22 protein-coding genes are annotated in these 22,028 nt (G+C 54.3%); 8 read left to right on the plus strand and 14 right to left on the minus strand.

The genetic code is table 11. The annotated features are described in order from the left end of the window. Positions 1-75: 75 nt before the first annotated feature. The 9 genes from ABVF61_RS28550 to hemE all read right to left on the minus strand — a co-directional run bounded on the left by ABVF61_RS28550 (position 76) and on the right by hemE (position 10,319). Positions 76-981, minus strand: coding sequence for a ParB/RepB/Spo0J family partition protein (locus ABVF61_RS28550; RefSeq protein WP_353997004.1), 906 nt, complete (start codon positions 979-981; stop codon positions 76-78). Positions 982-1,087: 106 nt separating this feature from the next. Next, positions 1,088-1,912, minus strand: coding sequence for a ParA family protein (locus ABVF61_RS28555; RefSeq protein ID WP_353997005.1), 825 nt, complete (start codon positions 1,910-1,912; stop codon positions 1,088-1,090). A 20-nt stretch (positions 1,913-1,932) separates the two neighbouring features. After that, on the minus strand, positions 1,933-2,589 hold the full coding sequence (gene rsmG / locus ABVF61_RS28560; protein ID WP_353997006.1) for a 16S rRNA (guanine(527)-N(7))-methyltransferase RsmG: 657 nt from the start codon (positions 2,587-2,589) through the stop codon (positions 1,933-1,935). Continuing rightward, positions 2,589-4,475, minus strand: coding sequence for a tRNA uridine-5-carboxymethylaminomethyl(34) synthesis enzyme MnmG (mnmG, locus tag ABVF61_RS28565; protein WP_353997007.1), 1,887 nt, complete (start codon positions 4,473-4,475; stop codon positions 2,589-2,591). The genes rsmG and mnmG overlap by 1 nt, the downstream gene beginning before the upstream one ends. Positions 4,476-4,763: 288 nt before the next feature. Beyond that, entirely contained in the window at positions 4,764-6,113 is a 1,350-nt protein-coding gene (mnmE, locus tag ABVF61_RS28570; RefSeq protein ID WP_353997008.1) for a tRNA uridine-5-carboxymethylaminomethyl(34) synthesis GTPase MnmE, read from the minus strand. A gap of 472 nt (positions 6,114-6,585) precedes the next feature. Then, the gene (locus ABVF61_RS28575) at positions 6,586-7,158 is read right to left on the minus strand and encodes a GNAT family N-acetyltransferase (protein ID WP_353997009.1); all 573 of its coding nucleotides are present in this window, start codon (positions 7,156-7,158) and stop codon (positions 6,586-6,588) included. 131 nt (positions 7,159-7,289) lie between these two features. Next, positions 7,290-8,555: a transcription termination factor Rho gene (gene rho / locus ABVF61_RS28580; RefSeq protein ID WP_306142345.1), complete on the minus strand. Its 1,266-nt coding sequence runs from the start codon at positions 8,553-8,555 to the stop codon at positions 7,290-7,292. A gap of 299 nt (positions 8,556-8,854) precedes the next feature. Continuing rightward, positions 8,855-9,328 (minus strand): protoporphyrinogen oxidase HemJ, encoded by a 474-nt coding sequence (hemJ, locus tag ABVF61_RS28585; RefSeq protein ID WP_502950026.1) that lies wholly within the window; start codon positions 9,326-9,328, stop codon positions 8,855-8,857. Next, entirely contained in the window at positions 9,291-10,319 is a 1,029-nt protein-coding gene (gene hemE, locus ABVF61_RS28590; protein ID WP_353997011.1) for a uroporphyrinogen decarboxylase, read from the minus strand. The genes hemJ and hemE overlap by 38 nt, the downstream gene beginning before the upstream one ends. A 425-nt stretch (positions 10,320-10,744) precedes the next feature. Between hemE and ABVF61_RS28595 the strand changes: the two genes are divergently transcribed. The 5 genes from ABVF61_RS28595 to dnaQ all read left to right on the plus strand — a co-directional run bounded on the left by ABVF61_RS28595 (position 10,745) and on the right by dnaQ (position 14,441). Continuing rightward, entirely contained in the window at positions 10,745-11,587 is an 843-nt protein-coding gene (locus ABVF61_RS28595; RefSeq protein WP_353997012.1) for a pyruvate, water dikinase regulatory protein, read from the plus strand. Positions 11,588-11,616: 29 nt separating this feature from the next. Beyond that, positions 11,617-12,210 (plus strand): Maf family protein, encoded by a 594-nt coding sequence (locus tag ABVF61_RS28600; RefSeq protein WP_353997013.1) that lies wholly within the window; start codon positions 11,617-11,619, stop codon positions 12,208-12,210. Beyond that, entirely contained in the window at positions 12,207-13,055 is an 849-nt protein-coding gene (locus tag ABVF61_RS28605; RefSeq protein ID WP_353997014.1) for a shikimate dehydrogenase, read from the plus strand. Before ABVF61_RS28600 ends, ABVF61_RS28605 begins: the two co-directional genes overlap by 4 nt. After that, the gene (coaE, locus tag ABVF61_RS28610) at positions 13,052-13,639 is read left to right on the plus strand and encodes a dephospho-CoA kinase (RefSeq protein WP_353997015.1); all 588 of its coding nucleotides are present in this window, start codon (positions 13,052-13,054) and stop codon (positions 13,637-13,639) included. Before ABVF61_RS28605 ends, coaE begins: the two co-directional genes overlap by 4 nt. A gap of 88 nt (positions 13,640-13,727) precedes the next feature. Then, a complete protein-coding gene (dnaQ, locus tag ABVF61_RS28615) occupies positions 13,728-14,441 on the plus strand; it encodes a DNA polymerase III subunit epsilon (RefSeq protein WP_353997016.1) in 714 nt (237 codons plus the stop codon). Positions 14,442-14,476: 35 nt separating this feature from the next. Here dnaQ and ABVF61_RS28620 read toward each other — a convergent pair whose 3' ends face one another. Beyond that, a complete protein-coding gene (locus tag ABVF61_RS28620; protein ID WP_353997017.1) occupies positions 14,477-14,911 on the minus strand; it encodes a MarR family winged helix-turn-helix transcriptional regulator in 435 nt (144 codons plus the stop codon). 268 nt (positions 14,912-15,179) lie between these two features. On the opposite strand from ABVF61_RS28620, the gene ABVF61_RS28625 reads away from it, so the two are divergent. Together ABVF61_RS28625 and ABVF61_RS28630 are read left to right on the plus strand one after the other, a co-directional pair. Beyond that, the gene (locus ABVF61_RS28625; RefSeq protein WP_353997018.1) at positions 15,180-15,542 is read left to right on the plus strand and encodes a DOMON domain-containing protein; all 363 of its coding nucleotides are present in this window, start codon (positions 15,180-15,182) and stop codon (positions 15,540-15,542) included. A gap of 61 nt (positions 15,543-15,603) precedes the next feature. After that, the gene (locus ABVF61_RS28630; protein WP_353997019.1) at positions 15,604-15,921 is read left to right on the plus strand and encodes a hypothetical protein; all 318 of its coding nucleotides are present in this window, start codon (positions 15,604-15,606) and stop codon (positions 15,919-15,921) included. Between the two features lie 218 nt (positions 15,922-16,139). Here the strand turns inward: ABVF61_RS28630 and ABVF61_RS28635 are convergent, their stop codons facing one another. The 3 genes from ABVF61_RS28635 to ABVF61_RS28645 all read right to left on the minus strand — a co-directional run bounded on the left by ABVF61_RS28635 (position 16,140) and on the right by ABVF61_RS28645 (position 20,365). After that, positions 16,140-18,221: a methyl-accepting chemotaxis protein gene (locus ABVF61_RS28635; protein ID WP_353997020.1), complete on the minus strand. Its 2,082-nt coding sequence runs from the start codon at positions 18,219-18,221 to the stop codon at positions 16,140-16,142. Positions 18,222-18,472: 251 nt separating this feature from the next. Next, on the minus strand, positions 18,473-19,360 hold the full coding sequence (locus ABVF61_RS28640; RefSeq protein WP_353997021.1) for an aminoglycoside phosphotransferase family protein: 888 nt from the start codon (positions 19,358-19,360) through the stop codon (positions 18,473-18,475). A gap of 18 nt (positions 19,361-19,378) precedes the next feature. Continuing rightward, the gene (locus ABVF61_RS28645; protein WP_353997022.1) at positions 19,379-20,365 is read right to left on the minus strand and encodes a 2-hydroxyacid dehydrogenase; all 987 of its coding nucleotides are present in this window, start codon (positions 20,363-20,365) and stop codon (positions 19,379-19,381) included. 288 nt (positions 20,366-20,653) lie between these two features. Here ABVF61_RS28645 and ABVF61_RS28650 point away from each other — a divergent pair, with 288 nt between their 5' ends. Then, positions 20,654-21,151 (plus strand): SH3 domain-containing protein, encoded by a 498-nt coding sequence (locus tag ABVF61_RS28650; protein WP_353997334.1) that lies wholly within the window; start codon positions 20,654-20,656, stop codon positions 21,149-21,151. Between the two features lie 61 nt (positions 21,152-21,212). On the opposite strand, the gene fabI is transcribed toward ABVF61_RS28650, so the two are convergent. Further along, positions 21,213-22,025, minus strand: a complete 813-nt coding sequence (gene fabI, locus ABVF61_RS28655; RefSeq protein ID WP_353997023.1) for an enoyl-ACP reductase FabI — start codon at positions 22,023-22,025, stop codon at positions 21,213-21,215. Between the last annotated feature and the right edge of the window lie 3 nt (positions 22,026-22,028).

The raw sequence follows: 22,028 nt of genomic DNA on the forward strand, positions 1-22,028 counted from the left end.
ATGCAGCTGCATGGACGCCTCATCTCAATTGAAATGAGTCCGCCGGTTTGCTGATATTAAAATAAATTCAATAATTTACCGCGTTTCAACGCCCAGCTTTTTACACAGTTCATCAAGCTGCTCGAGAGACGTGTACTTGATCTTCAGATCCCCGGACTCCTTGCCGGGTTTGTGCCCGACAACCACCTTCAGACCCAGCGTGTCGGTCAGGCGTTTTTCAAGCGCCTTGGTATCAGCGTCTTTTTGCGGTTTTTCGCCCGGAGACTTGCCGCCCTTCAGTTTCGCCAGAGCATCAGGATCTTGCGAGATCTTTTCCGCATCCCGGACCGTCAACCCCTTCTCGACGATCAGTTCCGCCAAAGCGGCCGGATCATCAACAGTGATGAGCGCACGCGCATGCCCGGCCGTCAAAAGGCCTTCAGCAAGGTAATCCTTGACCGAGTTCGGCAACTTGAGGAGCCGCATAGTGTTCGCCACATGGCTGCGGCTTTTGCCGATTACTTTGGCAAGTTCGCCCTGGCTGTATTTGAATTCAGCCGTCAATTGATCGTACCCCATCGCTTCCTCGATGGGATTCAGGTCCGCACGCTGAACGTTTTCAATAATCGCAAGTTCAAGCGCTTCCTGGTCAGTCACGTCTCGAATGATAATAGGGGCTTCATGCAGACCCGCCCGTTGAGCGGCCCGCCACCGGCGTTCGCCGGCGATAATCTCGTAACGATTGGTCTTGCCAGCAGCAGGACGGACCAGAATTGGCTGCACAATACCTTTGGCTTTGAGAGACTCCGAAAGATCCGCAAGATCCTTTTCCGTGAACGTTTTGCGGGGATTGCGCGGGTTCGGTTCCAGGTGCTCGATGGGCACCTTCCGGCTGTCCCGCACGATTTTCTCAGCTGGAGCCACTGCTTCCGGCGCCGAGTCTCCAATCAACGCAGCCAGACCCCGGCCCAAACGCTTGTTCTTGCCGTCCTTGTCAGCCATACAGCACCTTTTTCTTTTTTATTTCAATAGTTTATCTGACATCAACGCACGACTTTCAATACCGTCGCCACATGTGTTTTTCAGTTCGCTTCCGAATCCAATCGGCCTATGCCGCGACCCGGCGCAGCTCTCGCTCACGCTGAATGATTTCGGATGCGAGTCGCAAATAGGCCTGACTGCCCGCGCATTTCAGATCGTAAAGCAAGGCCGGCTTGCCATAGGAAGGTGCTTCTGAAATGCGAACATTGCGTGGAATGATCGTTTCGTAGACCGCATCGCCCATCGTCTCGCGCACGTCGGCGACGACCTGATTGGAGAGATTATTGCGACTATCATACATTGTCAGAACAATGCCGTGGATACTGAGCTCACCGTTGAGAGCATTCTTGACCTGCTCGACCGTACTCAAAAGCTGACTGAGTCCTTCCAGCGCGAAAAACTCGCACTGCAGCGGCACGAGTATGGAATGCGATGCGGACAGGGCATTGATCGTCAACAGGTTGAGTGATGGCGGGCAATCAACAAGGACATAGGTAAACCCGACCTCTTGAAACAACCGTGAGCGAGTCAGGTTTTCGATCGCGTTGCGAAGGCGAAAGGCACGATCGCTCGTCGATGCGATTTCAAGCTCAAGCCCCAGAAGATCCATGGTCGACGGCGCAACCCATAAGCGCTGGACCGCGGTTTCTCTGACTGCTTCGGCGAGCGAACAGTCACCACTCAAGATCTCGTAAGTGGACAGACCGCGGTCGCGGTGTTCGATACCCAAACCTGTGGACGCGTTACCCTGGGGGTCGAGATCAATGACCAGAACCTTTTCGCCAATCGCCGCGAGAGCCGTCCCGAGATTAATAGCTGTTGTGGTTTTACCCACCCCACCCTTTTGGTTTGCAAGCGCAAGAACGCGCGGTGTTTCGGGAAGCATGCTCATTGCCACACCACCTTCCTGGGCTATCTTGGCCGGGCTGAGATATTCGAAAAGAGAAGCATCCGGCTCATTGGATCTACAAGACTTTCCTTTTTTACCAGATCGAAGTTCCAAGCGTCAGAGGCTTCATCAACTTCTCTTTGAAAATCCTGTCCTTTGTGGAAAACGGCCTTCGCGCCCGTGGTCGTAAAGGGCTCAGACAACCGGAACAATTGGTCCAGGGACGCCAGGGCTCGCGCAGAAACAGCATCTACCGCACCGTGTTTCCATTCTTTCGCAACCGATTCGATCCGGCCAGGATGAACGGTGCCGGTAGCACCAGTCTCACGCAATGCCGTCCGCAAGAACGCGGCTTTGCGTTGGTTGCTTTCAATCAGGTGAACGTGGGCGTCTTGCTTGTCTGCAAGCAGGATCGCTGTGACAATACCGGGAAAGCCTCCACCGCTGCCAATATCAACCCAGGTCCTTGCCTCTGGAAAACTCCAACAGGTTTGAAGACTGTCGGCAATGTGTCGGTTCCAGATATCGGGGATCGTTGATGGTGCAATCAGGTTTTGTGCCGGTTGCCACTTGAGAACGAGGTCGACGTAAATCTGGAGTCTATCCAACGTTTCACGTGAAACATCCCCAAACTTGTACACAGCCTGTCCACTGTCGTTCAACACCGGCAACCGGCTCATCAAGCGGCTCCCCGCTGCGACCCTCGCTTGAGGTGAGACAGGATGAGCGTGAGGCCGGCAGGTGTGACGCCGTCCATCCGCGACGCTTGCCCCAGGGTGGCAGGGCGAATGTCGATCAGTTTCTGTTTGACCTCGTTGGAAAGTCCGACAATCGCTTCGTAGTCGAAACCATCTGGGATACGCAAGGCTTCATCGCGCTTAAGCGCTTCGATGTCCGCTTTCTGCCGGTCAAGGTAAACAGCATAAAGAGCATCCGTCGTGACCTGTTCGGCAATATTCTCTTCCAACGCATTCAGCTCCGGCCAGAGCCCACGCAGCATCTCGAACGTCACATTCGGATAGGACAGCAGATCGAAAGCAGAGCGACGAATGCCGTCCTGGTTCACCGGCAAGCCCTTCTTCTGCGCCTCGGAAGGCGTGATTGTCAGCGCATTCAAAAGATCAGTCGCCCATGCGATCTTTTTCATCTTGGTTTCAAATGCCTGACGTCTCGTTTCAGAGACGATACCACTCTCGATTCCGAGCGGCGTCAGCCGCTGATCCGCATTGTCTGCGCGGAGCGACAGACGGTATTCAGCACGTGACGTGAACATGCGATAGGGTTCGGTAATGCCGCGTGTCACCAGATCATCGATCATTACACCGATATAACCCTGTGACCGGTCAATCACGAAAGGCTCTTTGCCCGCTGTCCTGAATGCAGCATTCACCCCGGCCACAAGCCCCTGTGCACCGGCTTCTTCATAACCCGTCGTTCCATTGATCTGTCCGGCAAGATAAAGACCGGAGCAACGCTTGGCCTCCAGAGTCGGCCGAAGTTCACGTGGATCAACGTGATCATATTCAATGGCGTATCCAGGTTGGATGACTTTGACATCTTCAAGACCGGGGATGGTCTTCAGAAAGGCAAGCTGCGTTTCTTCAGGAAGCGACGTAGAAATACCATTCGGATAGACCGTGTGGTCATCAAGCCCTTCCGGTTCCAGAAAGATCTGATGTCCATCCCGTTCGCCGAACCGGACGATCTTGTCTTCGATCGACGGACAGTAGCGCGGTCCGCGTCCCTTGATTTCACCTGAGTACATCGCAGACCGCGACAGGTTCTCGCGAATGATCTGATGGGTTTCAGGTGTGGTGCGCGTAATGTGACAAGGAACCTGGGGCGTTTCAATTTTCTCGGTCAATGTCGAAAACGGCACGGGATCGTCATCACCAGGTTGCTCGTCGAGGCGATCCCAATGAATTGTTCGTCCATCCAGCCGCGCCGGCGTGCCGGTCTTGAGGCGGCCAAGCTCGAACCCGATTTCTTCAAGCGACTGAGACAGTCCCATAGCCGGCGCTTCACCGGAACGCCCGGCCGGGATTTTCTTGTCACCAATGTGGATCAATCCACGCAGGAACGTGCCGCTTGTTAGCACAACAGATCCGCACGCAACAATACGCCCGTCAGCGAGTTTAATACCCGATACAGACCGATGAGACATGTCAGTTGGAAAAAGCAGTTTGTGTGCCTCGCCTTCAACAACCGTCAGACCGTCAATTGCCGAGATCTCGCGCTGCATGGCCTCGCGGTATAGTTTCCGGTCAGCTTGTGCTCTGGGACCACGGACGGCTGGACCTTTACGCCGGTTGAGCATCCGGAACTGAATACCTCCCCTATCCGCGACACGACCCATCAATCCATCGAGGGCGTCGATCTCCCGGACCAGGTGACCTTTGCCCAAACCACCTATGGCCGGGTTGCAAGACATCACGCCAACTGTTTCGAACGTGTGCGTGACGAGCGCAGTCGATGCACCAGCGCGGGCGGCTGCGGCCGCGGCTTCGCACCCGGCATGTCCACCGCCAATAACAACAACATCGAATTCCAAGTCCGAAGGCTTCATTTGGTCTCACCGCTCACAAGCGCCTCTCTGAAGCACCTGGCAACATTCTGATTTCGTAGAGGTCGGTTACCCGGCAATCGCCAGATCATCACAGAGCCGATCAAGTCGGCTTTTCTGATCGATCTTATACGGTGGGTTTGATTTTACGTCAAAGTGGAATTCAAGCCGAATTTTCTCGTCTTCCCAATCAACGACGCACGACGCCAGTTCCGCTGGCACATGATTCACGTGAAACATGTTCCGGTTCAGAACCAATCCTTGGTTTGCTTCAATGATTCACGTGAAACATCACTTGCCGATACAGAAATCGCGGAAGATGACATCGAGCAGATCTTCTACATCAATCCGGCCGGTTATGCGTCCAAGACTGTCCGATGCGCGGCGCAGATCCTCAGCCCGCAACTCAGCCGGAAGATGCGTCGCCTGCACAGCAGCACCCAGAGCCGAGAGGCAGTCAGAAAGGTAATGACGGTGTCGTTCACGCGTCGCCAGTGGCGCTTCGCTCAAGGAAATCGTTTCCTCTGCAAAATGTGTCAACGCGTTGAACAAGGCCGTCATACCGTCATCTGCCTTGTCAGAACAGTCGATTTCCTTGATTGTTCCGGAAGAGTCTTGTTTCGGAAGAGTCACAAGATCACTCTTGGTGCGAACGATCCAGACCGGCACTGTACCAACAAGATCGGCTGGTAAGCCAGACGCGGGATCATCAAGTTCTGCACCATTGGGTTCTACCGCCCAGAGGATCAAATCCGCTTCTCGTCCCCGAACCTGAGCTCGGCGGATCCCTTCCTGTTCTACCTTGCCTTCAGCTTCTCGAAGGCCCGCGGTATCAATCAGCGTGACGGGGTATCCCTCAAGGTCGAGATGAACTTCAATCGTGTCTCTTGTCGTGCCTGCCTCTTCTGTAACAATAGCCACATCCCGGCCCGCGATAGCGTTGAGCAGACTCGATTTGCCGGCATTCGGAGCTCCCATCAGCACCACCTGCAATCCCGACCGTAGACGCTCTCCTCTTTTGGACATTGCGAGATGTCCGTAAATCTCGGCCCGAAGCGTCTCAGCCTCCTGCCAGACTTCGTCGGCAACGCTTCCCGGAACATCTTCTTCATCCGCAAAATCGAAATCAGCTTCAATCATGGCCCGCATATGAATGAGCCGCTTGCGCCAGTCCTCATAAAGACTTCCAAGCGCGCCGCCCATCTGCCGCACAGCCTGCTTCCGTTGGCTCTCCGTTTCCGCGGCAATGAGATCTGCAAGACCTTCAACTTCGGTCAAGTCCATCCGGCCGTTGTAAAAGGCACGACGCGTGAACTCACCTGGTTCCGCTGGCCTGCAGGCTTCGAAGCTGCCAAGAATCTCAAGCAACCTGGCAACCACAGCCCGCCCGCCATGGCAGTGAAATTCTGCAATGTCTTCACCCGTGAAACTCTTTGGTGCTTCAAAAAACAGAACCAGTGCGTCATCGACGACGTCAGACGTTTCAGGGTTTTTCAATCTGCTCAGGCTTGCCCGTCTTGCTGCCGGAACTTGCCCGCAAAGTGCTTTGACAACCGTTTTGGTTCTTGCGCCCGAAACGCGAATAACAGCGACACCCGACGGCACCGCGCCGCTCGAAAGTGCAAAAATTGTTTCTGACATTGATCTGGTTCCGGGGAGAATTTTCGGGTGTCGTGCTGACCACACTTCACATATGCCTCAATAACAAACGACATCGGAAACGCAAAGCCGCATTCCCTTGATATCACCCAGGTAACCCTCCCTATCTTAATTGCCGAACTGGACGCACTACCCAATGTTCCGCCAACGATTCGATCTCAAACCTACGGCACTCGATTCACGTGAAACATCTGCTAAATGTTTCACGTGAATCAATGTCAGCCGGAAATCGTCAAAGCATGCGAATGAGGAAGAGGCAACCCTGAGAATTCAGAACAAAGGGCCAGACCAAGCTGGACTGCTCAGTTATTGGCATCCTTGTATCTGGCTTAACACCCTAAAGAGACTGAATCGTCGCTATTGGTTCGGATACGAATCATTTTCAGAACCAGAGTTTCGATGGCGGCACGTCGTCCTGCAAACTGGCCTTGTTTCACGTGAATCGTTTGTTGCTTTAAAATGAACGCGCGCGCCAGTCGGACGCTGCAAACCGATAGAGCACATGAGGCGCAATTGGATGATCGGCTGGAAGTGATGGATGGAGAAAGTCCCCACCCGGGTCCCGCTTCATGCCAATCCGCTCCATCACCTTTCGCGAAGGCATGTTTGCGTGAATTGTGAACGCGACGATTTCGTTCAGGCCTATCGTTTCAAACCCGAATCGAAGCCAGGCGCTTGCTGCTTCACTCGCATAGCCTTTGCCCCAGGATGATTTCTTTAAACGCCACCCGATCTCAATGCACGGATCGAAAGGAAGAGGCCTGGCATAAGCCGGTCGGCTTAATCCGACGAACCCAAGAAACTCGCCTTCGTCCTTTGTCTCAACAGGTGACATGCAGAAGCCATCCCGCTCCTGCTTTTCAAGACAACGGGAAACCAGTTCTTCCGATTTTTCACGTGTGAGGATTTCCGGAAAGTAACGCATGACCTCCGGGTCCGCGCATAAACTGGCGAACGGAACAATATCCTCGTCCTCCCAAGCGCGCAAAAGAAGCCGATCGGTTTCCAGATAGACTTTCTTATTCATCAGATCGGGTCCGATTCAAATTATTGCCGACAAGCATTCGTCACTAGCCGCACACCGCGACGGTGTTAACAAAAAGTTAAGGCGCGAACCTTGGGGATCCGCGCCTTTGAAAAATCCGACTGCTACCGGGATCAGGTATTCATACTGTCGAAGAATTCGTCGTTGGATTTCGTCTGCTTGAGCTTGTCGAGAAGGAACTCGATCGCATCGACGGTCCCCATCGGGTTGAGAATACGGCGCAGAACGAAAGTCTTCTTGAGCCGCTCGTGCGGCACAAGCAGTTCTTCTTTCCGTGTACCAGAGCGTTGAATGTCGATCGACGGATAGACACGCTTGTCGGAGATCTTCCGGTCCAGGATGATTTCCGAGTTGCCTGTTCCCTTGAACTCTTCAAAGATGACTTCATCCATACGGCTGCCAGTATCGATCAGGGCCGTCGCGATAATCGTCAGCGAGCCGCCTTCTTCGATGTTACGGGCCGCGCCGAAGAAACGTTTCGGACGCTGCAACGCATTTGCATCGACGCCACCGGTCAAGACTTTACCGGATGACGGCACAACGGTGTTGTATGCCCGGCCAAGACGCGTGATGGAGTCCAGCAGGATGACAACATCGCGGCCATGCTCGGTCAGGCGCTTGGCCTTCTCGATGACCATCTCGGCAACCTGAACGTGGCGTGACGCCGGCTCGTCGAACGTCGACGAAACGACTTCCCCATTCACCGTACGCTGCATGTCGGTGACTTCTTCCGGTCGCTCATCGATCAACAGAACGATGAGATAACATTCCGGATGGTTCGTCGTAATGGATTTCGCGATGTTCTGCAGAAATACGGTTTTACCGGTCCGCGGTGGCGCGGTGATCAGGGCACGCTGGCCTTTGCCGAGCGGCGCAACGAGATCGATTACCCGTGAGGACAGATCCTTAATTGTAGGATCTTCAATTTCCATCCGGAAACGTTCATCGGGATAAAGCGGTGTCAGGTTGTCGAAGTGAACCTTGTGCCGTGCCTTTTCCGGATCCTCGAAATTAATCGTGTTGACTTTCAGGAGGGCAAAGTAGCGCTCGCCTTCTTTCGGGCTGCGGATCTGTCCTTCGACTGTGTCACCGGTCCGGAGCGAAAAGCGTCTGATCTGGGACGGTGAGACGTAAATATCGTCCGGTCCAGGCAGGTAGTTCGCATCAGGGGATCTGAGAAAGCCGAAACCGTCCTGAAGCACTTCGACGACGCCTTCACCGATAATCTCCACATCTTGTGCGGCCAGATTTTTCAGGATAGCGAACATCAGCTCCTGCTTACGCATGGTGCTGGCGTTTTCGACTTCGAGCTCCTCGGCAAATTGCAGCAGCTCTGTCGGTGTTTTTTCTTTTAGATCTTTGAGTTTCATTTCCCGCATCGAGTTGGGGTCAGGGTTGTTATTGGGATTTCATTTGGAAGGTCGGTCTGCGCCGTATGAGATGGGACGGCCAGACAATATCTGAGAGACTTTTAGATGTATCCAGATTGTTCGGTGAAACGTATCGACTTGAAACAAACACTACACCGAATTGAAGTGGCCGGAAGATACGTTGTTTTGCGGTGAATCGCAAGCCCGCAAATCTGCTGGTTTTTTAGGCCCCCAGATACCTTTGGCACTTAACGAAAAAGGCAGCTGCAAACCCGCAACTGCCTCGTTCTTGCTCACCATATCAACCGTTAGAACGGTTTGACGATGACTAGAATGACGACCCCGATCATCAGCACCGTCGGCACTTCGTTCATGATCCTGTAGAATCGCGCTGACCTCGTGTTCTTGTCAGCAGCGAAGGTCTTCACACAGCGGCTGAGATACCCGTGCACACCCGACATTATCAGGACGAGCGTCAACTTTGCGTGGAACCAGCCATCCTGCCAGGCCGACAGTTCATAGGCTGCCCAGAGCCCGAATACCCAGGACGCAATCATTGAGGGGTTCATGATCGCCTTCAGCAGGCGGCGTTCCATTACCTTGAAGGTTTCGGATTGCTCCGAGCCTATTTCCGTGTTCGCGTGATAAACGAACAAACGCGGCAGATAGAGCATTCCCGCCATCCAGGCGATGATTGAAATCACATGCAGCGACTTGACCCATAAAAACAAATCCATCGCGGCGTTACCCTTTGCGCACCAGGTCGACCATCCGGGCAACATGATCCGGATCCGCGTCCGGGGTCACGCCATGCCCGAGATTGAAGACCAGCGGACCCTTGTCGAAGGTCTTCAAAATATGCGCAACACCTTCGTCCAATGCGGCACCGCCAGCGACCAGGCGCATGGGGTCAAGATTGCCCTGGATCGGGACACTGCGCTGTATTTCAAGAGCCAGGTGATCCGGCGCGGTCCAGTCGAACCCGACCGCATCAACACCGGTTCCCTCGACAAATGTTTTGAGCCGCGCAGAAGACGCTTTCGGGAAGCCGATAATTTTTGCATCCGGCTTGTGTGCTCTGACCCCATCGACAATCCTGCGTGTCGGCTCGATTGACCAACGGCGGAATCCCGCGTCGTCGAGAACGCCGGCCCATGTGTCGAATATCTGAACGGCATCGGCACCGGCCTCGAACTGGCGCAAGAGGTATTTGATCGACGCTGTTACCAGTTGATCGACAAATCGTTGCATGAGGTCCGGGTCGCGATAGGCACCGACACGCGCCGCAACCTGATCCTGTGTCGTATGACCTGCGACGGAATAGCAGGCAACGGTCCAGGGAGCCCCACAGAAGCCCAAGAGGGTCGTTTCCGCGGGAAGTTCTGCTCGAAGACGCGAAACGGTCTCTATGACCGGTTTGAGGTGTTCCTCGGCACGGTCCTGCTCAAGACGGTCGACGAGATCGGAAGACAAGGGTTCAAGAACCGGACCACGTCCTTCCTCAAAACGAACGGGATAACCGATCGCGTCGGGAACGACGAAGATATCTGAAAAAAGAATGCTTGCATCAAAACCATAACGACGGATCGGCTGGAGGGTGACTTCTGTTGCAAGATCCGGGGAATAGCAGAAATCCAGAAAGTTTTTGGCCTTGGCTCTGACCTCCCTATATTCAGGAAGGTAGCGTCCTGCCTGCCGCATCATCCAAATGGGAGGTGGCCAGATTTTTTCTCCTGAGAGAACCCGCATCACTGCTCTGTCTTCGGATTTCATCGGATGGACCTTTCCCACATTTCAAATCAAATAAGATTCTTTATTTGAATCTGTTTTTTCTGTTTGTGCGTGGATTACCGGGATCATTTTCTATCCACAATGCACTTACGCAAAATTCCGTGGCGGGATAAATCTCGCAAGCTTTCGTTCGAATCTCTCCCTAGGAGTCGATAACCAAATTTACGGATTGATTCCAGACACTTGAAGCCGTGTTTACCTTTCGTTAAGAAATTGTGTTCGCGTGGATAATCTGTCGAAATGTCACAGCCTCTTTGTGAATCCACATCAACCCACATTCGTTTCGGAGTCAGTTTGCGCGCGTTAATGCATTGTTAACAATTCTTGCTGATCGGGCATAAACTCCGTGACACCTGATCAAGTCGGGACGAGACTCCCAATTCGTCAACAGCCCTGGGGATGACATCGTGAACAAGTCGAGACACTACTTCCATTTGCATCTTGTGTCAGACTCAACCGGTGAAACGCTGATGACGGTCGCCCGGGCAGCAACAGTGCAATATGACAACGTCCAGGAGATTGAGCACGTTTACCCGCTGGTCCGCTCGGCAAAACAACTCGACAGAGTCATCTCCGAAATTGAAAACGCCCCTGGTATTGTTCTCTATACGCTGGTCGACAGCCAGATTTCCAACCGCCTGGAGCAGAAATGCCGGGAACTCGGTGTTCCGTTCGTGAACATACTCGATCCGGTGTTCGCGGTTTTCCAGTCCTACCTCAATGTGACCCAGACCCATCGCGTCGGGGGGCAACACGAGCTGGATGCAGAGTATTTCCGCCGGATGGAAGCACTCAACTATACGATGATGCATGATGACGGCCAGGTATGGGACGATCTGGAATCCGCTGACATCGTCTTGATCGGCATATCCAGAACCTCCAAGACACCGACCTGCATCTACCTGGCGAACCGGGGGATCAAGGCCGCAAACGTGCCGCTTGTCCCGGGGATCCAACTTCCCGATCATGTGAAAAAACTGAAACGGCCAATGATTGTCGGGCTGATCGCATCCGTCGAACGGATCCAGCAAATCCGGCGCAACAGGGTTCTGTCGCTGAATTCCGACGGTTACAACGATACGTATGTCGACCGGAAGGAAATTTCTCAGGAAGTTATCATGACGCGCCGGCTCTGCGCAGAACATGGGTGGCCGCTTATTGACGTCACGCGCCGGTCGGTAGAAGAAACAGCTGCTGAAATCCTGACGCTTTTCAAGGATTTCAAATCTGAAACTGAAAAAGCGATCTGAAGCGATCGCAAACCAGGGTTAAACAGAAAATGGCACTCGTTTTGGCGAGCGGAAGCAAGATCCGCGCTGAACTGATGAAAAATGCCGGTTTGGCGATCGAGGTGGATCGGTCTGACGTGGATGAACGCGCGGTAGAGGCCCCGCTTCTCGAAGCCGGATTTCCGCCCGAGGATCTTGCCAGCGTTCTGGCCGAGGCCAAAGCAAATGATGTCAGCGGCCGCAGAAAAGGCGACCTTGTGGTCGGCGCCGACCAGATACTGGCTTTTGAAGGCAAACGTCGCACCAAGCCGGAAAATATGGAAGCCGCCAGACGTCAGCTGCTCTCTTTTTCCGGAAAAACACATGAACTCCATTCCGCCGTCGTGATCTCGCAGAACGGTGAGACCGTTTGGCGTCAGGTTTCGACGGCTCGTCTTAAAATGCGGGTGCTTACGCCTGAGTTCATCGGTCATTATCTGGCGGCCGCAGGCGATGACGTTCTCTCCAGCGTTGGGGCCTACCAACTGGAGGGTCTCGGCGTGCAGCTGTTTGAAAATATTGAAGGCGACTATTTCACCATTCTTGGTCTGCCGCTGCTGCCATTGCTCGCCCAGTTGCGAAACCTGAAGGTTTTGGAGACATGAGCGCGCCTGGGAGAAAAGCCGCAATCACCGGTCACCCGGTTGCCCATTCAAGGTCGCCGCTCATTCATGGCTATTGGCTGAAACAACTTGGCATCGAAGGGGAATACGGCCGTGTTGACGTCGCCCCGGAAACCGCCGACGCGTACTATCGGGCCTTTTCCACCTCTGGACTAATCGGCGCGAACGTGACGGTTCCACACAAGGAGACGGCGGCAAAGGCGTGTGATTGGCTGGATAGTGCGGCCAAAGCCATGGGCGCTGCCAATACGCTTTGGGTGGATGATCGTGGCAGAATTTGCGGCGCAAATACCGACGGTCTCGGATTTCTCGGCAATCTTGACCAGTTGGCACCAGGCTGGGACCAATCTGCCGGAACCGCGCTGGTGATTGGTGCCGGTGGCGCAGCGCGTGCGATTGTGTGGGCATTGCTTTCTAGAAAATTCACAAGTGTGCATATCATCAATCGAACGGCTGAAAAGGCTCAAAAAATTGCCGATGAATTTGGAACCGGAACATTTGCACACAGTTGGGATGAACTGGGGACACTTCTTGGAAAAACAGACCTCTTGGTGAACTCAACATCCCTAGGAATGACCGGAAACCCGCCGCTCGAGATCGACTTGACCAATCTGCGCGGCGACGCGCTCGTCAACGATATCGTTTACGCCCCCCTGGAGACCGATCTTCTGAAAGCTGCAGCCAAACGGGGCAATCCAGTCGTCGACGGGATCGGTATGCTCTTGCATCAGGCGGTTCCCGGGTTTGAGCGCTGGTTCGGTGTCCGGCCTGAGGTGACAGATGAGTTGAGGACTCTTGTTCTGAAAGACCTTGGAGTCACCACGTGATCAGGATCGGATTGACGGGATCCATCGGCATGGGAAAGTCGACAACTGCGGAGATGTTCGCCGCACGCGGCGTTCCGGTGCATGATGCCGACGCAACCGTTCACCGTCTTTATGAGGGACATGCCGTCCCTCTGATCAACGAGGCGTTTCCCGGAACAGTGATGGACGGACGGGTTGACCGGGCGCTGTTGTCAAAACAGGTTCTTGGCAATCCGGAGGCCATGAAGCGACTGGAAGAGATCGTCCATCCACTGGTGCAGGAAGAAGAACGTATCTTTCTGGATATAGCGAAGCTGGATGGGCATTCTGCCGTTCTGCTGGACATACCATTGCTCTTTGAAACCGGCGCGGAAGACCGCGTCGATGTTATCGTTGTCGTCACGGCGGATGCGGACATTCAACGCGAACGCGTGTTGTCGCGGCCGGGTATGACCGCAGAGCGTTTCGAAGCAATCGTGAATAAGCAGGTGCCGGATGCGGTCAAGCGCGAGAAGGCGGACTTCCTGATCGACACGGGGCTAGGGATGGAAGCAGCCGAACAACGGGTCGCGGACATCCTGCAGCAACTGAGCGATCGGGAATAGAAAAGGCTGAACACCGGGGAAAACCGGCGGTCAATCTTGCCTCCGGCATCTGAAGCTGCACAGTAGGTATCGGAGCGAAAGGCACAAAATGCGCGAAATATCCTTCGATACGGAAACAACCGGACTGAACCCGCGCGGCGGTGACCGGCTGGTGGAAATCGGCGGCGTCGAACTGATCAACCACATCGCAACGGGCAATTCCTATCACGTCTATATCAATCCGGAACGCGACATGCCGGAAGAAGCCTTTCGCGTGCATGGGTTGTCGGAAGAGTTTCTCTCCGACAAGCCGCTCTTTGCGGCGGTGGCTGACGAGTTTCTTGAGTTTGTCGGGGATGCGACCCTCGTCATTCACAACGCGGCTTTCGACATGGGCTTCATCAACACGGAACTGGAACGCGCAGGCCGGCGGACCATTCCGAATACGCAGGTTCTGGACACGCTGGAAATTGCAAGGCGCAAACATCCGACGGGTCCGAATTCGCTGGATGCCCTGTGTTCGCGCTACGGCATTGACAACTCCAAGCGTATCAAGCACGGCGCTCTTCTGGATGCAGAAATCCTGGCAGAGGTCTATCTGGAACTGATCGGCGGACGCCAGACAGCCCTTGGATTGATGCCGGAAGAGCAGGCAGCGTCGAATGCCGGAGCGTCGGTTGTTTCCGGGGAACTCGGCAGGTTCAACGCCAAACCGCGCCCGTCACCGCTCAAAGCCAGGCTGACAGACGAGGAGTTTGCAGCTCACAAGGCGTTCGTCGAAGGGCTGGGAGACGACGCGCTTTGGAAAAAATACGGGAATTGAATTCAGCGTAACCCAAAAAAAATCGGTCGATCTGATCAAGCGCCCAACTTGATGATCGCCTTGAGGCCGGCCTTCAATGTGTCCAGCTTTTCGGTGCCGAGTGCATCCGCGTATTCCCGTTCGATTTTCAGTTTCACTGCTGTCGCATCCCCAAACGCCTGCATGCCCTGCTCCGTCAGAACAACAAGCTTCCGGCGTTTGTCTCCCGTGTCGGCTTCACGACGGATGATCCCGTCATTGGCCAGGTCATCGAGGTGTTGTTGAACGGCTTGCTTGGTTAGTCCCGACAGCTCTGTAAGAGTTGTCTGCGCAATTCCCTCATCGCTCAAAAATTGCATGAGACTGCCGCGTGCTTCCGCGTACCAGCTGTGGCCATGGTCCACCATTCCTTTGGTAAAGCGTTGTTTCCAAACAGCTGTTGCCTGCCACAGGTCCCAGCCAACATGTTCAGGCTTTTTGGTTTTCGTCATGTCCGATCTCAGAATTTGATAGTCAAGTAGCTTGACAGTTGAGTTTGCTACCTGTAGTCAAGCTACTTGACAATATTGAAGGAGGCAAATGATGTACGATCTCCATTTCATGGACAGGCGGTTCCTGGTCATCGGGGCTGCGGGTTGTCTTCTATTTTGGACCGCGTCGGCTGTCTCCGCAACGAAGCGAAACAGCCAAAACAAACGAATTATCTCAGACGGCGTCGAATTCGCCTGGCACTTTCGGAAGGAGCGGTTTTACGCACAAATGACGGCTCCGACGCAAGGCTGGCTCGCGATTGGTTTCAACGCGTCCCCAGGTTTGAAAGACGCTTATTTCGTCATGATGCGAGTGGAAAACGAGCAGTTTCAGTCGAGCGAACGGATTTCGTCCGGATTCGATCACGCAGGTGTTGGTGAGCTCGGTCTGCCGGCGGTCCTGATTGCCGGCTCAGGCAGTGCGGATGCTGGCAAGACAAGCGTTTCAATCCAGTTGCCACCGCATCTACCAGGTCCTGCAAACGTTCGGCTGACCGAGGGTCACGAAACGCACGTCATGCTGGCCTGGTCTCAAAGCAAAGACTTCGCCCACCACTCCGCATGGCGCCGACACTTTCGAAAAACCCTCTAGGGCAGCTGATCGGCGCTCGTTCACCAAGCAATCAGGCAAACAAACCGAAAGGACTTAACCGATGGATATTCTTACCGGAAAGCTGCTTGCAGTCGTAATGATCGGATCAACGCATTATGTGGATGTCGGTCAAGGCGAGGACGCTGTCATCTACTATCCGAACGAAACCGTGGCGCACATGCAGCTGCCAAAAGCGGATGCTCCGCTGACAGGAAAAGTGACGCTGAAGGATGACGGTTACTACGTGAAGTGGGATGGCGGGCCGGAAGGATTCTGGAAAATTTCCTATGTCCCAGGCACCTTCACTTATATCAATCCGGAAGGTGAAGCCGTAGGAACGATAACGCGGTTGGTTCCCGGCAATGCAGCAGGATTCTAATTCGACTGTCTGTGAACACAAATTAACGGATGAAAGTGTTTTAGCAACAGCGCACCGAGGTACGGGGCATGGTCGAGCAGACTATGGCGTTGACATCTTCGAACGACGCTTTAGGGGTCAGGCAGGTTGAAACGGGAATTCAGTCAGTTCCGGAAACCTACATGGGCGCAAGGAGTGATCCTTGCACCCATGGTTGTCTGGCCCTCTACGCGGCGAACCTAGGCAGCCGCGACACTTGAAAGGAAGCGGTCGACGGCCGCTTTGAGGGACTGAGATCTCTCGGAGGTGACGGAAGACACCTTCAGCATTTCCTCGCCAACCTGCCGGGTTTCGACAATCGCCGCCGTCACATCCTGAACGCTTGCGCTGACATCAGCCGTACCTGACGCCGCCTGTTGGACGTTTTCGCCGATCTCCTTTGTCGCCGCATCCTGTTCTTCCACGGCGGTCGCGATGGTTGCAGTATTGCTGTTCACTTCCTGAACCATTTCGGCGATAGACTTGATCGCGGAAGCGGCGTCGTTTGTCGAAGACTGGATGCCACTGATCTGGTTGCCGATGTCACTGGTCGCCTTGGCGGTTTGCTCCGCGAGTTGCTTGACTTCGGATGCAACCACCGCGAATCCCTTGCCTGCTTCGCCTGCGCGGGCCGCTTCGATTGTTGCGTTCAGCGCGAGCAAATTCGTCTGCTCAGCGATTTCGGAAATCAGGCTGATGACATCGCCGATTTTCTGAGCGGCTTCCGCCAGACTTGCCACTTGCTGGTTCGTAGTCTCTGCAGAACTAGTCGCCTTTTCAACGATCGACATGGTCTGATTAACCTGCTGTGCGATCTGCTGGATTGAGGCACCCAGTTCGTCAGATGCCGAGGCCACATTCTGGACATTGGTGGAGGCTTCCGACGAGGCATTGGACGCGTTGTCGGCGCGTTCGGATGTACGTTCAGCGATATTCGACAAATGTGTCGCGGTGCTGTTCATTTGCGACATATTATCGGTGACTGCGGCCAGCAATTCCTCAACCTCGCTCCGGAAGCCGGTGATGAGGTCGTTGACGTGCTGTTCGCGCTCAAGTCGGCTGGTATTGTCCTGCTTCGCCTGAGACTCCAACCGTTCTCGTTCAATCGCGCTGTCTTTGAAAACCTGCACCGCTTTCGCCATTTCTCCGATTTCGTCCGAACGGTCGCCATATGGAATCGCAATCGTGTTGTCGCCTTTTGCCAGGATCCCTGCGACGTTGGTCATTTCTCGGATCGGCACGATAATGCTCCGGATGGAGTAGAAGATCGCAAACCCCACGAACGTCAGAGCGACCAGAGCGATGATGGCTTCTTCTATGAACAGGAACCATGCGTCGCCCAAAGCTGCTTCGGTGTTCGCAATATTGCTGTCTATGCCCAGGTTCATGAGGGCAATTGCGGTTTGCAATGCGCTTTCGGACTGCTCGAAAAGGACCGGGAATTCAACGCTATAGTCTCCGGTATGCGCGGACGCCAGTAGATCATGGCGCAATGCATTGTATCTTTGAAAATAGTCGGAACCGACCGTTTTGATCCCTTCCCGCAGCGTGTTGCTCAAAAGAGCGTTGTTTTTGTCTCGCCGAAGCGCTTCCCATGCCTGTTCGGCGCGGCCGTGATTTTCATACATGTATGCAAGGTCCGCTGCCGCTATCGGCTCCTTGCGCACTGTTGCAATCGCAAAAAGAGTCCGCTCGCGTCCTCCATATTCCCGGATCGCCCATGCGCGTTGCATGACAAGGTCGGTCGCAAGGATTTCGGAAGACGCCTGGTTCATCAATGTGCGAATGTCGAATGCCAGGTCGTTGAGTTTCGAGACTGATGCTTTGATCTTTTTGGGCAAGGATACGATATCTTGCTCGGATCGTTTGTCGATTGAATTTCCAATCTGGCTATCGACGGCATCGCGGAGCGATGCAATGCCGGACAGGATCGTATCCAACCGTGTTGCAAATTCTTTTCGATCTTCAATCGAAGGTGAATTGAGCAAGACTGATTTAGCGTCTGAAAAGAGTGCGTTTGATGTTTTTCGCTGGTTATCCAGCATGCCACGGATGTCGCTTGACACCGGACTGTCGAGGTTTAGAGCCACTTGTGCCAGGGACCGTTCAAGCGACAATTCTATTGTGGCTTTTGACATGGCACTGACGACAGATTGCGCCTCGGATGCGCTGTTGAGAGTCTGCAACTTCCCCCATTCGCGCATCATCGCCATGGCTGATAGCAACAGAACTATGCAGGCGATCACCGCATTGATTGCAATCATCTTTGATTTGATGGACATGCCAACCTCGTAGAATAAAATTATAAATACGGTTACGAAATGTCCTTAAACATCCATTACGAAACACCAAACATAGGTAGTATTACTTCGTGATTGTGAGTTGTTCTAAGTAATATCAAAAACAGTTTTGCAATCTTAGATAGTAAATCTAAAATAGGCTATTTATAATTTAGCTCGGCGAACAGTTTGCAGGTACTTGTGATTTTGAACGTAAGTGGCTGGGTTGATTGTTTTTACGTCTCATATCAGCACTATCTGGAAAGCAACCACCGTAACGTATCAAAATGACGCTGCGCGTAGTCGCTTTCAAACGCCCAGGCCATCGTCTGGGCGATTGTCCATAACCGGGCCCTCTCCCGGTCCAGTTCGAGTTCCTCCGACAAACGATCCAACCGGTAAAGCGCTTCGCGTTTCGAATGTCCAAATTCGAAACTCCGAACGATCGGGCTGAGGGCAAAAGCCGGATCGCCAACCAACGGTTTTGGATCGATCACCAGCCAGGGTTCGCGATCGGCGGACAAGACGTTGTGGCCATGAAGGTCCTGATGCAGCAATACCTTGCCGGTTTTGTCTTTCGTCAGTTCACCCAAGGCGTCAAAGGCAAGGTCGACAAGATACTTGTCGCATGGTTTTCCTGCTTTTTCCCAATCAGACCTTATCGATGCGCGCCAATGCGCAGCCTCGTCGCCAAGGCTCGTAAATGGCTGGTCTGCCGGGACAAGCAGCTTCTTGAGCAACTTCGAAAGCACGTCGATTTGGTCGACGTCTTCAGACTCGGCCAGAAGCAGACCAGGACGACAGCGTTCCAGCAAAAGCGCGCCGAGGTCCGGGGCATGGTCGAGTAGATGGATAGCGCCATTGCCATTCCAACAGGAAAGCGCGTCAGCTTCGAACCGCGTTTCTCTATGAACGAACTGAAGTTTGAGGACAATGGCTTCCCCGTTGCGCTCGGCCGGGATGACAAGCGAAACGTTGCCGCCCTCAAACGGTTGTCCGAGAGCTGAAATCTGAAAACGTTGTCGGGCACGCGAAATCAGGTCCGGAAGACTGTCTAGCCAGGCACGCCCGCCTTCCAGCCTCTCCAGCCAGACCAATCGGTCTGGAACCTTTATGTGCGTTTCGCGGGAAGCTGGCTCCACAGGAAATCCGGACGGATATCAAAGCATCGACGGCAACACGCGATCCGGCGGCCGGTGACCATCCATGAAGGTCTTGATGTTGATGATGACCTTTTCGCCCATCTCAATGCGGCCTTCGATCGTGGCCGATCCCATATGTGGAAGCAGAACCACGTTTTCCAGTTTCACCAGCTTCGGATTGACCGCAGGTTCATGCTCAAAGACGTCCAGGCCAGCTCCGGCAAGGTCGCCCGCCTCCAGCATACGGATCAAAGCGTTTTCGTCGATGACCTCGCCGCGTGCGGTGTTGACTACGTAAGCGTCCTTTTTCAGGAGTTTCAGCCTGCGGGCAGACAGGAGATGGAAGGTTGCCGGCGTGTGCGGGCAATGGACCGAAACCACATCCATGCGGGCCAGCATCTGGTCGAGGCTTTCCCAATAGGTTGCCTCAAGTTCTTCCTCCACCTCGTCGGCAACCCGGCGGCGGTTATGATAATGGATCGACATTCCAAAGGCTTTTGCCCGGCGCGCCACGGCCTGACCGATGCGTCCCATGCCGATAATTCCGAGGCGTTTGCCCCAGATCCGGTGACCCAGCATCCAGGTTGGCGACCATCCTGCCCAATCGCCTGCGGCAAGCGCACCGATGCCTGTGGCAAGTCGACGCGGTACCGACAACATCAGCGCCATGGTCATGTCGGCCGTGTCCTCGGTGAGTACACCCGGCGTGTTGGTGACGTTGATGCCGCGATTGTTGGCCGTGACGACGTCGATGTTGTCGACGCCGTTACCGAAGTTCGCGATCAATTTGAGGTTTTCGCCCGCCTGCGACAGGACGGACGAATCGATCCGGTCAGTCACAGTCGGCACCAGAACATCGGCAGTTCTGACAGCTTCTACAAGCTCGGCCTGGCTGAAAGGTCTGTCATGTTCATTGAGACGCGTTTCAAAAAGCTCCCGCATTCGGGTTTCAACCACGTCCGGAAGCTTCCGGGTCACAACAACGACAGGCTTCTTTTTCGCCATACCAACTGCCTTTCGCGCTGCGTTGGGAATTTGTTAACCCCAACGGATTCACTTTGATGCTGCGCGTTGCGCGAGCGCATGAGACCACACCCTTTCCTTACCAGATGGTTCGGCAGAAACAAGAGATCGGTTTCATTCGCCGCGTATTGCCCACCAGCCAGAATCGGCAAGGTGGTTTTTACGCAGTTTTTTCGTTACAGATTTGACGCAACTCAAAGATCAAGAACAATTGGACAACCGGACAATATGACCCGTTCGTTTCCAGGCAGCCGCCACATTGTGTGTGTGATGACAATCCTGTTTGCCATGACCTGGCTGACGGCGCCCGCCGCGGCGCAAGGCACGACAACCGGCGCGTCGGGGTTGCCCATTCCACGCTTCGTCAGTTTGAAATCGGACCGGGTCAATGTTCGGGTCGGCCCTTCGCGAGAACATGCCATCGCCTGGACTTTCGTTCAGTCCGGTCTTCCCGTCGAGATCATCCAGGAATTTGAAAACTGGCGCCGCATACGCGACTGGGAAGGCAAGGTCGGCTGGGTGTTCCATTCTCTGCTTTCCGGCCGCCGGACAGCGCTGGTGACGCCCTGGGAAAAGAATGATCGGACCCCGCTCAGGGCCCGCTCGCGCTCCGATGCCGATATCGTTGCGGAACTTGAACCCTTCGTGCTGACCTCGGTCACCGAATGTGCGGGTGGCTGGTGCCGCGTCAATGGCGCGCAATATGACGGCTGGCTCGACCAGACGCGTCTTTTCGGCGTTTACCCGGATGAAATTCTGGAAGACTGAACGGCGGCAAACAAAAAAAGCGGCCCAAGACCGCCTTTTTCAAAGATTGCTCCAAGCTCGATTAGCTCGCCTGGTTTTCCTGCGCCTTCAATTCGTCCAGACGCGGCATCGACATGATGTTGTAGCCGCTGTCGACGAAATGAACTTCGCCGGTCACGCCGCCGGAAAGGTCGGACAGAAGGTACAGTCCTGTCCCGCCAATCTCGTCGAGGGAGACAGTTCGGCAAAGCGGTGAATTGCGCTTCTGGAAGTTGAACATCAGCCGCGCGTCCGAGACACCCGAGCCGGCAAGCGTGCGGACGGGGCCGGCGGATATTGCGTTCACGCGGATATTCTGTTCGCCATAATCGACCGCGAGGTACCGGACGGAGGATTCAAGCGCCGCTTTTGCAACGCCCATGACGTTGTAATTCGGCATCACTTTGGTCGATCCGCCATAGGTCAGCGTGATGATTGAACCGCCATTCGGCATAATATCCGCTGCACGCTTGGCGATTTCCGTGAAGGAAAAGCACGAAATCAGCATGGTACGGGAGAAATTCTCCCGGGTCGTGTCCGCGTATTTTCCGCGCAGTTCCGACTTGTCGGAAAACGCAACCGCATGAACCAGAAAGTCAATCGTGCCCCAGGTCTCTTTCAGGGTATCGAAGACATGGTCAACAGACGCGATATCCTCGACGTCGCACGGCAACAGGATCTCAGAACCGACCGACTCGGCCAATGGTTTGGTGCGTTTGCCGAAGGCTTCACCCTGGTAGGTGAATGCGAGTTCCGCTCCGTGGTCGGCCAGTGTCTTGGCAATGCCCCAGGCAATGGAGTGATCGTTGGCAACGCCCATGATCAGGCCGCGTTTGCCCTTCATCAGATCAGACATGTC

Origin of the sequence: Roseibium sp. HPY-6 (genome assembly GCF_040530035.1) — a bacterium.
GTDB lineage: Bacteria > Pseudomonadota > Alphaproteobacteria > Rhizobiales > Stappiaceae > Roseibium.